The organism is Xenorhabdus ishibashii, assembly GCF_002632755.1.
GTDB classification, from domain to species: Bacteria; Pseudomonadota; Gammaproteobacteria; order Enterobacterales; family Enterobacteriaceae; genus Xenorhabdus; species Xenorhabdus ishibashii.
Genome location: NZ_NJAK01000002.1, coordinates 357,069 through 376,070 on the forward strand (window position 1 = coordinate 357,069; position 19,002 = coordinate 376,070).

The following is a 19,002-nucleotide window of genomic DNA, read 5'->3' on the forward strand; positions in this document are numbered from 1 at the left end:
TTTATAGGATTTAATCATGCACACGAACCTTCTCTCTCCTGATTCACTGCGCCAGTTTATTGCTGGCCTGTTTAATCAAAAAAAATTTTCGGTGGGCGATCAAGACGATTTAATTCGCAATGGACTGGATTCAATGCAAATTATGGCATTACTAAACCAATTTAGACGTCAGGGGCATCGTGTCACGCTGCGCGAGCTTTACCAAACCCCCACACTGCACGCCTGGAGCCAGCTTCTGCAACGCCATGCCCCTGTCGCTCACACTGCCGTATCCGAAGATACAACACCAAAGCCACGGATTACAGATGCTCGCCCATTTCCTTTAACGGCGGTACAACATGCTTATTTCGTCGGGCGTTCACCGGAACAAACGCTGGGAGGAGTGGGTTGTCATCTGTACCAGGAGTTTGATGGTATTGGGTTGAACCCTGAACGACTGGAAGCTGCTATTCACATGTTGATTCAGCGGCATCCGATGTTGCGGGTACGTTTTTTGCCGGATGGCCGTCAGCAAGGCATGACTAACGCTTACTGGCAAAAATTAATAGTTCACGATCTGCGTCATCAGACAATCGGTGAACAGCAGCAAGCATTGAACAACATACGTGAACAATTAAGCCATCGCGTATTGCGAGTTGAAGAAGGGGAAACGTTTGATATTCAACTTAGCCTGTTTGGCAATAATCAACATCGGCTGCATGCCAATATTGATCTGCTGATCATGGATGCCGCCAGTTTTAGCCTGTTCTTTACCGAACTGGCGGCATTAATTGCCGAACGCAGCCTGCCTGTTATTTCTTCTGACTATGATTTTTGCAGTTACCTGACACAATATCAGGCTCAGTTTGAGCAAGCCCGACAGAACGCAGAAGTCTTCTGGCGTAACCGTTTAGACACTTTGCCACCGGCTCCCCAACTTCCTTTGGCCAGAGATCCTTCCCTGATAAAAAATGTTCGTGTTGAGCGAAGGGGTTTTCGCTTATCACCTGAACATTGGGAACATTTTAAGCAACTCGCGCGGCAAAATGGCGTTACGCCAACGATGGCTCTGGCGACAGCATTTGCCGCTTTATTGTGTCGCTGGAGTAATTCAACACGCTTGCTATTCAACCTGACGCTATTTGACCGAGCGCCGCTGCACAATGCAGTTGACAACATTCTGGCTGATTTTACCAATATTCTGCTATTGGACATCCTCGGCGATAATTTACCGTTCTGCCAACTGGCTCAGAATGCACAAGCAACATTTACCGAAGCTTACGAACATCGTCATTGGTCTGGTGTGGAAGTTCTGCGTGAACTCAAGAAGCGAGGTAACCATCCGTATGGCGCACCAATTGTGTTTACCAGCAATTTAGGCCAGCCTTTATATGGCGAGAATACCCGTGATGTTCTGGGAAAACCAAGCTGGGGCATATCACAAACACCTCAGGTATGGCTGGATTTCGTTGCTTTTGAACATGAAAATACCCTAAATATTCAGTGGGATAGTAACGACAAACTTTTCCCTGACGGTTTGATGGATACTCTATTCACTGCCTATCAGAAACTGATTGAGAGCCTGACGGAAAACGCGACACAATGGCAAGAAAAGTTACCGGATCTGATGCCTGAGCCGCAATACCACCTGCGACATCAAATTAATAACACAGTTGAACCACTACCTAATGCCTTGTTACATGAAGCAGTGTTTACACAAGCAGAACGCACCCCAAATGCCGTCGCTTTAATCACTCATCATGAAGAAATAAGTTATGGCGATCTCAGTCTGGCAGCCCGTCGATTAGCCGCCGTCCTGCAAAAAATGTCGGTTATATCGGGAGACCGAGTTGCCATCAGCATGGAAAAAGGCATCGGACAGGTTATCGCTGTACTCGCTGTACTTTATGCTGGCGGTGTTTATGTTCCGGTTCCTGTGGATCAGCCATTAAACCGACGTCGGGCTATCTGTGAAAGTGCCGGAATCAATATCGTTATCATTGACCCTAAGCAGCAGAATACTTGGTCACAGGATATACATTGCATTTCCTGGCATCAGAATGAGCAGTTACTGCCTTTAACTCACATGACCAAGCGCGCGGTGACTGATCCGGCTTATATCATCTATACCTCTGGTTCAACCGGTATGCCAAAAGGTGTAGTGATTAGCCACCAGAGCGCACTGAATACCTGTCTGGATATCAATCGCCGTCATCAGGTTCAAAGCAGTGACCGATTATTGGCGCTCTCTGCCCTGCATTTTGACCTCTCCGTTTATGACATTTTTGGCCTCCTCAGTACAGGAGGGGCACTGGTACTTGTTGGCGAAACACAACGCCGCGATCCTTCAACCTGGGAAATGCTGATCGAACGCCACCATGTTACGGTGTGGAACAGCGTACCGGCACTGTTCGATATGTTACTGACCTATTGCGAAGGCATGGAAGTTGATGCGCCGAAAACGCTTCGTACCGTGATGCTGTCCGGAGACTGGATCGGCTTGTCACTGCCTGAGCGTTACCGTGCGTTCAATCCTGACGGTGTATTAAGTGCAATGGGAGGTGCTACGGAAGCGGCTATCTGGTCAAATGAATATATCGTCAAGGAAGTTGACGAGCAGTGGCGCTCTATCCCTTACGGTTACCCCCTTGCGAACCAGCGTTACCGTGTGGTAGGTGAAGATGGCCGTGATTGCCCTGACTGGGTTGTCGGTGAACTTTGGATTGGCGGAGCCGGTGTAGCACTAGGCTATTTTAATGATGAAGAGCGCACAGCAGCCCAATTTGTCGTCTATCAAGGGGAACGTTGGTATCGTACCGGTGATCTGGGTTGTTATCACCCTGAAGGCTGGCTCGAATTTATGGGGCGCCGTGATAGCCAGGTAAAAATTGGGGGCTACCGAATTGAACTAGGGGAAATTGATGCTGCCCTCAATCAAGTAACCGGTATCCGTAAAGGCGTTGCCTTAACCTGTGGTAAAAAAGAGAAATCATTGGTGGCATTCCTTGAGTTGGAAGGCGATACATTGTGCCAACGCATCAATCGCGCACCGCAATTACCCGCACACTATCGTGACCTGATCCCTGTAATGCCGCCTATCACTGATGATAGTAATGAACCTCAGGTTGCGCTGTTCCTGCTAGAACATCTGTCTCGTCATGGTATTACGTTTACTTCATCTCAGTCGCTCACCGAGTGTCTGAAACACTATCAACCCCAACCGGAATACCATGACTGGTTTGCCCGTATGCTGGCGTATCTTTGCCAATGCAATTTATTGTCTGAGCCTGCACACCATGTCTATCAGGCTGTATTGCCATCCATCCCATACAATAACGAAGCAAAATGTATTCCTGCACGCTGGCACTCTACGTTGCGTAATATTCTTACCGGACAACAGGCAGCCGTCACATTACTTGATGATCCGCAATTCGCACCGGAGCAACAACTCTTTGTACAGCCAGAAACCCAACAATGGCTGGCGGGATTGAAACAGGTCATTATTGCCCTTTCCCAACGGTTACAACGTCCCGTTACTTTGATGGAGTTCGATGCGCGTAGTGGTCTCTGTGCTCAATGGCTGGCAGAACATATTACTGACCAACATCTGTCTTATATCGGCTTTGAACGTTCTCAGGCTCTGATTAATCAGATGCAAACAAGGTTAAGTAGCTATACTCATGCGTCAGTAAAACGCTGGGCTGAGCAAATTCCTGAATCATTACAGCATCAAGCCGATATCATCCTGTTAAACAATGTATTACACCGCGAGGAAGACCCAACAAGTTGCATTAGAGCACTGCTTCCACTGGCACAACCCAGTGCGTTGGTATTGGCGATGGAGTTGCAACAAGCATCTCCTCTCTCCCTGATTACGACTGAGTTGCTCTCACCTCACGGTATTCAGCTACGCTCAGCGTCAGAGTGGCTATCTCTCCTCCCCTTGCAAACGGAAACTCCGGTTAACATCGGCAATCTGAATGTGTTGCTGATGCGAGCAAGTGACAGCGTCACCATACCTGATCGGGAAAAAATTAAATCTGCTCTGGCACAACATTTGCCAGGGTATATGATCCCACAGCGCTTATATGTTATTCCGTGCCTGCCCCTGACAGCTAACGGCAAAGTTGATCGTAAAGTGTTGTCACAATCTCTTCTCACCACAAAAACAGAAACAGCGACACCTCAGCCTGAAATGGCCTTGTTAAATACGGTGGAGCAAACCGTTGCCGATATTTGGCAACGCCTGCTCAATACAGAAAAATTGAGCCGTGACAGCGACTTTTTCCAACTTGGCGGTGACAGTCTTTTAGCTACCCGTTTAGTTGGTGAACTAACACAACAGGGCCTTAAAGGTGAACTTGGTAATCTTTTCCGTAACCCGCAATTGGCTGCGTTTGCTTCAACACTGATGTCTTTGTCTGCAACTTCATCAAAAGCCTATGCAATTTCAGAAGAGCAAGATGAATATCAGCCTTTCCCGTTAACCGAAGTGCAGCAAGCTTATCTGGTCGGACGCCATGCAGGTTTTGCCCTGAGCGGCATTGGTGCCCATTTCTTTATCGAATACCGGATAGAACAGTTAGATGTTCAGCGCCTGAATCGCGTGTTAAATCGTCTGATCCAACGTCATCCTATGCTGAGGACGGTTGTGATAAATGGGCAACAACAAATATTGCAAGATGTTCCAGTCTTCGCCGTTAAACAACACCGATTTGCTGATCTTACTGAGGCAGACACCTTACGCGAACGTCTGTCACATCAAGTGTTAGATGTCAGTTGCTGGCCGCTATTCGATTTCCAGCTTGCACAAGACAATAGCCTTGTTTCCCGACTCTTTGTCAGTCTGGATAACCTGCTATTAGACGGGTTAAGTATGCAGATATTGCTGGCTGAATTAGAACAACTCTATCTCAACGAGCAGCACACATTACCGCCACTGAACGTGACATTCAGGGATTGTGTGTTACACCAGCAACAAATGCCGGTGAACCAGAGTTCACTGCAATACTGGCAAGAACAAGTGAAAACATTGCCATTGGCTCCGCAATTACCCCTGCGTATTGCACCAGAAAATGTTCAATCCCCGCATTTTGTGCGCTATAGCGATCGGTTATCTGCACAGGAATGGGCGCAGTTAAAACAACAGGCAGCCTCCCAGCAAATAACGCCTTCTGCGCTCTTGATTGCCGCTTATGCAGCCGTTCTGTCCGCATTCAGTACCAGAGCGGAATTAACCCTTAATCTTACCCTGTTCGATCGCCCACACTGGCATGAGGACATTAAACATATTCTGGGTGATTTCACTTCATTGTCACTACTGGCCTGGCATCCAGAGAAAAACTGGTTATCAAGCGCTCGTCGGCTGCAACAACAGTTATGGCAAGATTTGGATCACCGCCATATTTCAGCGATCAGAGTGATGCGTGAACTCGCGCAGCGCCGTGGCTCCGATGCTGCCGTTATGCCAGTCGTTTTCACCAGTGCGTTGGGAACCCATGAGGGACAATTCTTGTCACGTTCATCATGGATGAAACCGGTTTGGGGTATCTCACAAACGCCACAAATCTGGCTGGATCATCAGGTTTACGAATCTGACGAAGAACTTTGCCTGAACTGGGATGCAGTCGAAGAATTATTTGCGCCACACCAGTTACAGAACATGTTCAACAACTATATGGCGCTACTACGCACCCTCGCTGCACAACCAGCAAGCTGGCATTCAGCTCTGGAGCAACTAGTGCCACGTCAGCAAAGCGTGAGAGATGCAGATAATCCTGCTGTGACTATTGCATCATCACCGCGCTTGGAAGGATCAGAACCACAAGTATGCAGTGAAATTCAACGCCTGTTTTTATCTGTAACCCATCATCCGATCCATGCACAACAAAACTTTTTTGAGGCAGGAGCCAGCTCGCTACAGTTAATCCAACTGCATAGTAAATTACAACAGGCGGGTTTCCAGCATCTTGCTGTTACTGATTTATTCGCTTATCCAACACCAGAGGCGCTCAGTTTGCGTTGCCGGAAAGAGACTGAACATGGCAATCGTCAGTCAATTACCCTTCGCCAACGTCAACAACAAAAGCGTCTGCAACAACGGGAAAAACGTCATAAAGGAGCTGCACAATGACTAATTTAACGCCTCACTACGATAATTGTGATCCCATCGCAGTGATTGGTCTTGCCTGCCGTTTTCCGCAGGCACCCGATAGCGATACTTTTTGGCATAACCTGCAACATGGGGTTGAGTGTACAACGACACTCTCCCGTCAAACATTATTGGATGCGGGAATTTCTCCTGAACTCATTGATAGTGAAAGTTTTGTTAATCAGGCAGCGATACTGGAGAACGCGGAGCAATTTGACGCCACACTGTTTGGCTATTCGCGTCAGGAAGCAGAAATGCTCGATCCTCAGCAACGTCTATTCCTGCAAACAGCATGGCATGCGCTTGAACACGCCGGTTATGCACCGCGTAATGTCCACCTGAAAACCGGTGTCTTCGGTAGCAGCCGGATCAGCACCTGGCCTTCATGGTCACAGTTTGCGATGACCGATGTGGGCAAAGTTAAAGGTTTACAGGCGTTAATGAGTAACGATAAAGATTATCTTGCGACCCGTACTGCCTATAAATTAAACCTGAAAGGGCCTGCACTAACGGTACAAACTGCCTGTTCAAGCTCATTGGTTGCCGTACATATGGCCTGCGAGAACCTGCGTTCCGGTGAGTGCGACATGGCCTTAGCCGGTGGTGTGGCGGTTTCTTTCCCACAAGAAAGCGGTTATTTGTATCAGCCTGGGATGATCTTTTCACCTGATGGGCATTGCCGTCCCTTTGATAGTCAGGCAAATGGCACCTACGGCGGCAATGGTGTTGGTGTTGTCGCACTGAAACGTCTGAGTGATGCCTTACGTGATGGCGATCCCATCATGGCCGTGTTACGTGGTAGTGCCATCAATAACGATGGCAACGAAAAAGTGGGCTTTACTGCACCGTCGGTGAATGGTCAACGCCGTGTGATTAGCGAAGCATTACAACTGGCAGATGTCAGCATTGATGATGTCGGCATGATTGAAGCACATGGCACAGGGACGCCACTTGGCGACCCGATAGAAGTTGACGCATTACGCAGCATATTCTCCGACCGCAATGCCGGAGCCGCGCCTTGTTACCTTGGCTCAGTGAAAAGCAACATCGGCCATCTCGATACTGCCGCCGGCATTGCCAGTTTGATCAAAACGGTTTTGTCCGTCTGGCATGGTTACATTCCTCCAACGATCAATGTACAGCAACCCAATCCGGCACTACGACTGCAAGAAAGCCCATTCAAACTGGCAACACAAGGACAACATTGGGCGCAAGAATTGCGTACCGCCGGTGTTTCTTCATTCGGTATTGGCGGCACCAACTGTCATATTGTGGTGCAATCATTGCCAACAGAATTACATCGTCGCCATGTTAATCATTCACCAACAGTGCCGCTGCTGCTCTCTGCTGCTTCTGAATCCTCATTGCGTCAATTGGCGCAACGCTACGCGACTGCGCTCAATAATGCCCCAGAGCATTATGCCGATCTGGCCTGGACTGCATTGCAAGGGCGTGATCTTTCCCTGCCCTGGCGCTTAGCGCTGACAATCTCACCACAAGATATTGAGAAAGATGCGGCCAGCCTATCCGCTTTCGCAAACAATATGCCAACACCCAATATTTTTAGCGGACAAGCCAGAAACGAAAACAAGCAACTGTGGCAATTCAGTGGTCAGGGTTGCCAATGGTCTGGTATGGGAAAAACCCTGTATGCCAGCTCTCCGATTTTCTCCGCAATGCTAGATCGTTGCGCTGCTGCCTGTGCCTCCGAATTAGCATTGCCGTTAAAAGCCGTGATGTTCGGCGAGCATGATTCTGCATTAGCGACCACCGAATATGCACAACCGGCGATTGTGGCGCATCAAATTGCGTTGGCAGCGCATTGGCGTGCACTTGGGCTAAAGCCCGATTATGTACTGGGACATTCCGTCGGTGAATTCGCCGCTGCCGTTGTGGCCGGAATATTCACACCTGAACAGGTAATGCCACTGGTCGCGGTACGAGGCAAACTCATGCAACGCTGTTCCCAAGGGGGAGCAATGCTGGCGGTCTTTGCCAACGAAGACGATATTCTTCCTTTTACCCATTCATTGGCATTGGATCTGGCGGTTTGCAATGGCCCGCAACACTGGGTTTGGGCCGGTACAGAAGCAGAAATTGATACACTGGCACAACGTCTGGAACAGCAGCAGATTCGTTATCAACGCCTTAATATTGCCTGTGCAGCACATTCAGCCATGCTTGAGCCTGTTCTGGAAACATTCTCCCTGTATTGCAGCCGGTTACAACCTGCATCAGGAGAAATTCCGCTAATTTCCACCTTGACAGCCAATCTTGCAGATTATGAACAATTAGGTTCACCAGATTACTGGTGTCACCATATGCGCCACACTGTTCGTTATTATCAAGCCATTGAATTTGCCCGCCAACAAGGTGTGACCTTGTTCATGGAATTTGGTGCTGATGCCAAGCTAACGGGGATCGGACGACGTGTCAGCCTGCCGCAGGAAACCTGGGTTGCGAGTGCATGTCGTCAAAGCTCCCCAGTAGCTCAGCAATCGGCTCTCATGCAACTTTACTGTGCTGGCGCACATCTTGATTGGCAGACTCTTTTCCCGTTTACCGGAGCAAAATGCCATGCGCCACTCTATCCATTTAATGAGCAGCATTACGGCTTCTCTGCAACCGGATTACCTAATAAGACCAAGCAATCCTTAGCCCACACCCATGCTGAGCTTGATGTCAATGCCCTGCTAGAACCTGCCATTGAACACAACCCTGATGCGGTAATACTGCGGGCATTGTATACCGACGCATTGGTATATCAGTGTCATGGACGTGAGGCTGAACAAGGTTTCAGTGCCATCGACACGATCCGAGCCGGTCGGCTACAACCCTGCTGGCGTCCTTTGCTGGAACAATTATTAACCCACTGTGCTCAGCAAGGTTATTATCAGGAAGTTTCCGGTTCAACGGTAAGTAAAATATATCGCCCTTACCGTGTCTTGCCTTACGCTAAGCGCCGGTTATTGGAGGCGAGTTTATTCGCGACTTTTCCGGCGCTGATCTATGCTGGCGAGCGCTTATTCGCTCTGTTGAGTGATCGTGCTGATCTGCCCCGTCAATCGGTGGCACCTCGCTCTACGACAACAACATGGCTTCCTGCACCACAACCATGCCCTGATACTCATTATGTCTTGCATTGGCGCACAATAAACACCGCGAATATACAGAAATCTTCAACAACCTATACTCTTCGCACTTCAATAAAAAATAGCGAGATGATTAATCATTGGCGTCAGGCAGGCATTCATTTACAGCCGGAAAGCGGGAATACGTTATTACTGCTTGCAGGCAATGATATTACTGAATTATGTGATCAAGTGATTAGTGAGCTAAAACGCGATGAAACAGCACCTTTAACCGTTGTCACCTGCTGCGCCCAACCAGAATCCACCTTATTAAAAGAGGATATCAACCCTGCTCAATACGCTATCTGGGCGTTGCTGCGTGTCGCGGTTGAAGAATATCCCCATCGTCGCATCCAGGCGATTGATATCGCTGATATCAATGATGCAGATGCTTTGTCATTAGCACTTGGTTATCTGAATGAACAACATCGCTGGCTGAGAGTACGTGGTAATCAGGTCGCTGTTCCTGTTTTGGAACGTCAATTATTATCACCACAACACTTATCACCGCAGGCAATATCCATTCCCCATCAGGGTTGGCATATTGTTACCGGCGGTATGGGCGGCATCGGTCAGATCTCCATTCGTTGGTTGCTAGCCCAAGGCGCTCGTAAAATCGCCGTGTTTGCCCGCCGCAAAAAGGCGGATTGGGATACGTTTGTACAAACATTGTCCCTGAATAGCGAATGTGAAATACGTTGGATTAACCTTGATGTCACTGATACACCAGCCTTGCTAAATGCCATACAAGCTCTGGCACAAGAGGATGGTATCGCTGGCGCGATCCACGCCGCAGGCATTGCTGACCATACCCCACTGGCAAAACTTGAGCGCCAACACCTGTCACCGGTATTATCCGTCAAAGCGCACAGCGCATCGGCGTTGCAAGCTGCGCTCCAACAACATCATGCACAATATCTGCTGCTTCACGCTTCTGGCGCATCCATGTTAGGTGCCCGGGGGCAAGGTGCTTATGCAATCGCCAATGCTTGTCTGGAATCTTTAGCGCTGACAGCACCAAATCAATTGATGGTTAAGGCATTGGTTTGGGGGGTTTGGGGTGGCATTGGTATGGCCAGCGACCGACGATTAGTGGAAAAACTGGCTCAAGATGGCATGTTACCCTTCAGCACAAATGAAGGTATCTGGCATCTCAATCAATCCTTGTACACCACATCACCTTGCCATCTGGCAATGCGGTTAGATGAACATCACCCTGATATTTTGCGACGCCTACAGGCTGATGTTATCCATCCAGTTGCAACTTCAACCTCTTTACCCCCTGCCGATAACACGCTGTTTCAGGACAGTGAACAACGGCTTAACTGGTTGCGTCAGCGTGTCGCAACATTATTACGCTTAGAACAACCTGAACGTTTAGCATCACAACAGGATTTATTGCAATTCGGTTTGGATTCCCTGCTGTTTCTGGAACTGAACGCGGTGATCCACCAGCAATTTGGCTTAAGATTAACCGCTGAACTGGCTTATCAGAATATGACGCTAGAAGGGCTTAATGCGCTCATTGGAAATACCTTACCTGAACAACCGGTTGCTTCTTCCCAACCTGAGATGATTGTTGACAGTGCCCAGCGTCATGCACCATTTCCTCTGACCCCTATTCAGCACGCTTACTGGATTGGTCGTACACAGGCCATTGATTTTGGTGGTGTCGCTTGTCACGTCTTATTTGAATGGGATCTGGCTCTGGATAGCTTTGATATTCCGCGTTTTGAGCAGGCATGGAATGCGTTGATCCAACGTCATGGCATGCTGCGCATGATAGTCGATGAAGACGGGCAACAACGGATCTTGCCGGAAGCGCCGTGGTATGTTCTGGCTCAGGATGATTTGCGGGCACTGAATGATACAGCCTGCGAACAGGCTTTGGCTCAGCGTCGTCATACCCTCTCCTACCAGGTACCACCAGCAGAACAATGGCCGTTGTTTGAAGTCTCTGTATCACTGCTACCGAATGAACGCTGCCGCTTACATATGAACCTGGATCTGTTGCAATTTGATGTGCAGAGTTTCCGCATCATGATGGACGATCTGCAACTCGCTTATCATCAGCAATCTCTGGTTCCACAAACATTTACTTTCCGCGATTATGTGATGGCAGAACAAGCGCAACGTGAAAGTAAAGCGTGGCGGGCATCATGGGCATACTGGCAGGAACAACTCCTTTCATTACCTCCGGCACCAAGATTACCGTTGGCTCCACTATTGTCTCAACGTAGCCAGCCACAATTCACGACTTATGAAGGTCGATTGGCACAATCTGACTGGCAACGTCTTAAACAAGGCTGGAAAAAATGGGGAGTAACACCTTCCGCTGGCCTGTTGACACTGTTTGCCCACACCCTTGAATGGTACAGCCGTCATCCGTTATTTACTCTCAATCTGACATTCTTCAACCGGCAGCCTTTCCATCCAGAGGTGCAAGAACTGATTGGTGATTTCACCTCAGTGATGTTGATGGATTTTGATTTACGCAAGACAACGTCCCTGCGTGCCAGTATGGAAAAAACGCAGGCTTTGCTCTGGCAACGGTTGAGCCATAGCCATGTCAATGGTGTCGAGGTATTGCGGGAACTGGGTCGTCAGCAAAATGGCGAAGCCCAAAACAGGCAGCCATTAACACCGGTCGTTTTCACCAGCATGTTAGGGATGGCACAAGAAGGGATTGCTATCAAACAATCCATCACCCAATTACTGGGCGATCCGGTCTTTGTTCTCAGTCAGACGCCGCAAGTCTGGTTAGATCATCAGGTTATGGAAGTCGATGGTGATCTGCTGTTCAACTGGTATTGCATGAATGATGTGCTGGAGGCTGGTGTCATTGAGTCACTGTTTGCCGCTTATAATGCGCTGTTAGCACACATTTGTCACCAGCCTGAACGCATGGAGTATTATGACCTTCATACGCCACCGTCTGGTCATACGCGTTATGACTTCTGGCCGCAACACCCTGAATTGCGTCAAGCCGAACAATATCTGCGTGCTAAACCTGAAATACGGCTGGCAGAAATTCAGCCACATCAGGACGATATTCAAGGTTACAACCTATGGTTGGTTGCCGAAGATCATTTGTCATTATCACTGCCAGAACCACGGGTTATCAACACGGATACCTTACCGCTACCAATATTGGCTGAACAACAAGCGTTTGAACGTTCCTGGCAACATATTGAGCAACAAGCATTATTTGGTCTGAGCCAGACTTTACTGCGCCATAACTTATTCACTGCTGCACAACAATATCACTCTCGTGAAGAGATTGAACAACGCTTACAACTGGCACCACAGTATCAACGCCTGCTTACCCAATGGCTGACTTTGTTCAATAACCAGGGATTTATTGAACAAACCGCTGACGGATACCGCTGTCTGCAACCGCTTAGTCATGTTCCAGTGCCTACAGCAAAACTGGATGATGCCGTATGGTGTCAAACCATCAGTCGTTATGTCACAACCTGTATCGAACAACACGACACCCTGCTTGCCGGACGTGGCAATGCATTGGAACTGCTGTTTGCCGATAAACAAGTCACCACCAGCCTTTACAGTGAAAACCCCGCATTGCGTTGCCTGAATCTGGCTGCCGCTGAAATTGTCCGACAACTGAGCCAGACATCCGAACATTTCACTGTACTGGAAGTCGGCGCAGGCACTGGGGCAACCTCAGAAAAGGTACTGGCACACAATGCACACGCCATTCAAAGCTACCACTTTACTGATGTTTCACCGCTATTTTTGGATGATGCACGCCAGTTACTCAATCACCACGGCGAAACCGTAAAATTTGCCCTGTTCGATATTAACCAGCGTATTGATTTTAGCCAGCACCCAGAATCCGGTTATGACCTGATTATGGCGGTTAACGTATTACATGATGCCACCCATCTGAGAAACACCCTGCGACGCCTGTCTCGGTTACTGAAAACCGGTGGATGGTTACTGATGATTGAATCAACCAAACGCGAAAGTGCCATGCAACTCGCCAGCGTCGGATTTATTGAAGGTATTAACGCCTGGGTTGATGATCGCGGTGACAGTAATAGTGCTTTGATGGAACTTGCGGACTGGCGGAAATGTTTGGAGAAGTCCGGTTATCAGGTTTCATTGGAATGGCCGGGACAAGACGGTCCCGAACTGCATCAACAATTGATCCTGGCACGGGCTGAACAGCAAGCGCGGCTTAATGTCAGTGAAATAGCCACTCAATTTTCCGCCTTGCCTTACCCCTTGCATATTCAACAGCAAGAGCAGTTGCCACTGGTAATGACAGCGCAAGAGAGCACGGTACAAGCGTTAACCACAGAAACCGGACAATCGGAAACAGAAGATAACCAACTTCATGAGATTGAACAACAAGTCATTGCTCTCTGGCGTTCACTGCTGCCTCAGCCAATACAGCGTCACAGTGATTTTTTCCAAAGTGGCGGTGACAGCCTGATTGCCACCCGAATGGTGGTACAACTACGTCGCCAGGGTTACGAACACGCCAATCTGCAACAGCTTTTCGAACACCCTAAATTGAGTGAATTTTGCCGTACCCTGCGGGTCGCTGAAACCAGTTCAACGACACTTACGCTACCGCATCAAACTGAACCGGTATCCGAGCAAATTTTGCCACTGACTGCACTGCAATACGCTTATTGGTTGGGAGAAAGCCGACTGTTCCAATTTGGTAACGGTATCGCTCATTTCTATGCTGAACTGGCGATCAACGGGCTTGATCTGCCTCGTTTTACCGCCGCCTGGAACCGTGTAATAAACCATTATGCGCAATTACGCGGTTATGTGAAGGATGGGCAATATCGTATTTTGCCGGAGGTTCCCTGCTATACACCAACAATCATTGATTGCCGTAGCATGGTGCCAAATGAACGCGAGGCGCATCTGAACCATGCCCGCGATACGCTACGTACTCAAGGCGTTCCCAGCGATAACTGGCCGCTGTTTGATTTAACCCTGTACCATACCGATGATCGGGTGCATTTATTGCATTTAACCATCGACTTGCTGGTGGCAGATGGTAAAAGCCTGACGTTAATCTTGCGCGATTTACACCATTGGTATCAGGAACCTGACTGGCAGCCAGAGCCACCGGCAGCAACCATTGGCGACTATATTCAGGCATTGGAGAATGAGAAAACTGGGAAAGCCTGGCAACAAAGCCGGCAATATTGGCTTGATCGCTTATCTTCGTTGCCTGATGCTCCGGTGTTACCATTGCAAGATCATCAGTCACAGCAACTCGATCAACAGTGCCTGACCGGACATATCAGCCCACCACAATGGCAGCGCTTGCAACAACGTGCCGCAGAATATCGGGTATCGACTTCACAGGTGATGCTAACGCTATTCGCCCATGTTTTGTCAGTGTGGAGCAATAACGAGCATTTCACAATCAATGTCCTGCATGGTAACCGCCTGTTAATGCCACAGTATTGCGATATGTTAGTCGGCAATCTGTCTACCACATCATTACTGGAAGTGGATCTACGCAATATCACCGGTTTCAGTGATGCTGTCAGCCGAATACAGCGGCAATGGCTGGCTGATCTTCAACATGCGCTGTTTGACGGGCAATTAGTACTCAGGGAGAAGAACCAACACCGCCACAACCTAAACGCCGGTATGCCGATTGTATTCAACGATACAACTGGTACAGCGGGCAAAGGAGCGTCAGGGTTAGGCACACTGAATCTCTTTGGTGCGCAAACTCCCCATGTTTATCTCGACTGTATGTTAATTTCCGGCGCAGAAGGTGGTGTCACCATACAATGGGCTATCCTGCCACAACTGTTCCAACCCCAGGTTGCAGAAAACATGTTTGCCCATTATCAGGCTTGTATCATTGCCTTGCTTGAACCAGATTACCAATGGAGCACGCCGCTTCCTGACTGGCTGCCAACAAATGATCGCGCTTTATGCCAGAACAGTAATGCGACAAAAAATGTTTTTCCTCCACACACGCTTTGCTCGCTGATTGAACAGGCGGTAAATCGTTACCCACAACGTACCGCTGTGGTTGATCCCTCTCGTCAGATCGACTATCGCACTTTGTGGTCACAGAGCCTGACGCTGGCGGCTCATCTGCAAGCACAGGAAAATCAGGCTTCATCCCTGATTGGTGTGGTAATGGAAAAAGGCTGGGAACAGGTTGTCGCAGTTATTGCGATTTTATTAGCAGGACGGGCTTATCTGCCTATTGATGCCAGTTATCCGCAACCGCGGATCCATCAGCTATTGATATCAGGGGAAGTTGATACCGTACTGACACAACCTAAGTTTGCTCAACAGATGAGCTGGCCTGAATATGTACACCTCATCTCTCTGGATGAGACATTGCTCAATAACTTACCCGTAACCGAAGAGCCACATTTATCTGTATGCCCGGAAGATTTAGCCTATGTTATCTTCACCTCCGGCTCTACCGGAAAACCAAAAGGTGTAATGATAGACCATCAGGGCGCGGTCAATACTATTTTAGATATTAACCAACGCATTGCACTCAATGAGCACGATAGCGTGCTGGCAATATCAGAGTTAACATTCGATCTTTCCGTTTATGATCTGTTCGGCACGTTGGGCTGTGGAGCAAAACTGGTTATTCCTGCCCCTGATGACAGTAAGCAGCCCGATAAGTTACTGGCCTGGTTACAGCAAGAATCGGTTACTGTCTGGAACTCCGTACCAGCATTTGTGCAACTGCTTGAGGAGTATGTCCGCAGTTATCCTCATTCCCTGAATAGCCTGCGCTGGATATTGATGAGCGGCGATTGGATACCCACCCATTTGCCCGCAAAATTGTCTGCCCTTCACCCTGCGCTTAGCCTGCTCAGTTTGGGTGGCGCAACTGAAGCCTCAATATGGTCCATTGCTTACCCTATCGCGCAGGTCGATCCAAACTGGCGCAGCATTCCCTATGGCAAGCCTTTGGCTAATCAGACTTTTTATGTGCTTAATTCAGCCCTGTCACCTTGTCCGGTCTGGGTAACTGGCGAACTTTATATTGGCGGACAAGGACTTGCATTAGGCTATTGGGCTGATGCAGAAAAAACGCAGCAGGCATTTATCATTCATCCCCAGACAGGTGAACGGCTTTACCGCACAGGTGATTTAGGTCGCTGGCGACCAGACGGCAATATCGAATTTTTGGGGCGCAATGATCACCAGATTAAAATTCGTGGCTACCGGATTGAACTGGGGGAAATCGAGCACCGCTTATGTGAACACCCTGATATACAGCAAGCGATAGTATTTGCACATACGACGTCAAACGGTACATTACAACTTGTGGCTGTCTTACGTTTAATTGACAACGCACCAGTATCTACTGAACTGTTACCGATATTACCTCACTGGTTACAGCAAACTTTGCCAGTTTGGATGTGCCCGCAGCGATTTATCATTCTCGATACCATACCCGTATCTGACAACGGTAAAATCGACAGAAGTACATTGATTACTCTGGTTGAAAAAGCGCAAGAAGGTGATTCAATACCATCGGTGACTCTCAGCGCGACCGGACAGACAGTATTAAACCTTTGGGAGTCAGTACTAGAGCAACAAAATATTAACATATATGAGAGTTTCTTTACCCTTGGTGGGGATTCTCTGGCAGCAGTGCGATTAATGGTGCAAATCAATCAGACATTTAATCGCCAATACCCCCTCAGCCTGTTGCAAACCTACGACACTGTACATTCATTGGCAGAATTTATTGAGCATCAACCAGAAAATGTTTGCCAAGGCGTGATACTGAACAAGGGAAACATTGAACGATCTACCTTAGAACGATCTCCCTTAGAGCAACCAGCCTTGTTTATCGTCCATCCCATTGGTGGGCATCTGTTGGGATATCGTCATTTAGCAGCCAATTTGGGTGTCCAACGTATGATCGGTTTGGCATTTGCACCAGAGAGTATGAAGACCGACAAACCTTCGGTCGTTGCGCTGGCTGCTGATTACATCAGTCAAATCCGTAAATTCCAACCTAAAGGGCCTTACGCGCTGGCGGGCTGGTCTTTTGGTGGATTAGTAGCCTATGAAATGGCCCATCAATTACGCGCTGCCGGTGAAAGTGTTTCCCATTGCATCCTGATTGATAGTTTCGCTCCGAATGTACGCACGGATCTGACGCTGGATAATGCATTCTGCCATCGTCATTTCCTGCTCGATTTACAGGGGCAATTCCCTGGGCTGGAGCTGGATAACAGTGTGATCGCAGCAAACACGGAAATCTTCCTGCAAGCCCTGCACAAAGCCTTACCGCAATCTGCGCAGATTGATGGTTCACTGACTGAGCTTTATGCCGTATGGCAGCATAATCTGCGGGCATTGCTTGACTATTGTCCACCACAGACTTCACAACCTTTCTGCCTTATCCGGGCAAAACAGGCATTGCCTGATTTTATGGATTACCTCGATCCAACCACAATCACCTCAACTGATCTTGGTTGGCAGGCTTTCGGGCCAGTCAATGTGACACAACTTGATGGTGATCATTACAGCTTATTCCAACACAAACATGTCGGCTCTCTGGTTGCGTGTCTGAAAAACATCCTGAGTTCAGCCCCAACTGTTAAGCCTGTTAAGGAGAACATATGATAAAGCCACGGCGGGTTCTGATTGTCGGTTCAAAATTTGGTGAACTGTATCTTAATGCGTTTCTACAGTCTCAACCAGATCTGGAACTGGTCGGGATCTTAGCGCAAGGAAGCCCTCGTTCGCAGCAACTTGCCCGCGATTTCAATGTGCCCCTATTCCGCTCACCGGATGAATTACCGGATGATATCGATATTGCCTGCGTGGTCATACGTGCAGAAGTGTTCGGCGGCAAAGGCGATCAATTAACCCAAGCATTATTGGCACGTGGTATTTCTGTTATTCAGGAACACCCTCTTGATGCCGAAGCGATCAAAAGACATCAGTCAGCCGCTAACAAATATAACGTTATGTTTTGGGTAAACAGTTTTTACAGCCAATGCCATGCTGGCAGAAGCTGGTTACATGCGGCGCACCAGATCAGTCAGTTATCACAGCAACACCCGATAAGTGGCTATCTGACAACCAGCCGCCAGTTACTGTTTTCCGCACTTGATCTGTTGTTACAGGCTTGTCATTGCCCGGAACAGATTGAGGTTGCCTATATGGGACAACGAAATAGTGTGTTTCATGGTTTTGAATTGCGCTTTGCAGGGACAACCATAGCGCTAGACGTTCAATCTTATCTGGATCCCAGAGATCCCGATATGCACAATCTTGCTATGCATAAGATGACGCTAATTTGGCCGGCGGGATATCTTACGCAGGAAGCCAGCTATGGACCCGTGATCTGGACACCGGTTCTTCATGCCCCGAACCATCTGAATAATGAACAAAGCCTTTACCTGAATGTCAGTCAGCCGGAAGGTGCTTATCTGCATCAGGCAACATCCCATATTCTTTGTCCGGCAACGCCAAATTGGATGACTGCATTTGAGTGTGATGGCGCCGAAGGTGTGGCATGGCTACTAAATACCTTGAGTTCAGTATTGAATGGCGCACTCTGCCCCCCTGCTTTTAGCTACGACTACCAATTGCGATTGGCAGGCTTGTGGCAACAAATATTACGCATGATGGGAGAGCCAGTTAATCAGGATTTACAGCCCCCAGTCTGGATTGATCCCGTTCAATTGATGCTACCTGTTGATAACCATTAAGGAAGAATGCTGCTATGAATTGGGC

3 protein-coding genes are annotated in these 19,002 nt (G+C 48.5%); all 3 read left to right on the forward strand.

Annotated elements, in window-relative coordinates; genetic code table 11:
- The first annotated feature begins 16 nt into the window (after positions 1-16).
- The 3 genes from Xish_RS17235 to Xish_RS17245 are packed head-to-tail and all read left to right on the forward strand — an operon-like array spanning position 17 to position 18,977.
- Positions 17-6,112: a non-ribosomal peptide synthetase gene (locus Xish_RS17235; protein ID WP_099119050.1), complete on the forward strand. Its 6,096-nt coding sequence runs from the start codon at positions 17-19 to the stop codon at positions 6,110-6,112.
- Positions 6,109-17,883, forward strand: coding sequence for a hybrid non-ribosomal peptide synthetase/type I polyketide synthase (locus Xish_RS17240; RefSeq protein ID WP_099119051.1), 11,775 nt, complete (start codon positions 6,109-6,111; stop codon positions 17,881-17,883). The genes Xish_RS17235 and Xish_RS17240 overlap by 4 nt, the downstream gene beginning before the upstream one ends.
- Entirely contained in the window at positions 17,880-18,977 is a 1,098-nt protein-coding gene (locus tag Xish_RS17245; RefSeq protein ID WP_099119052.1) for a Gfo/Idh/MocA family oxidoreductase, read from the forward strand. Before Xish_RS17240 ends, Xish_RS17245 begins: the two co-directional genes overlap by 4 nt.
- Positions 18,978-19,002 lie beyond the last annotated feature (25 nt).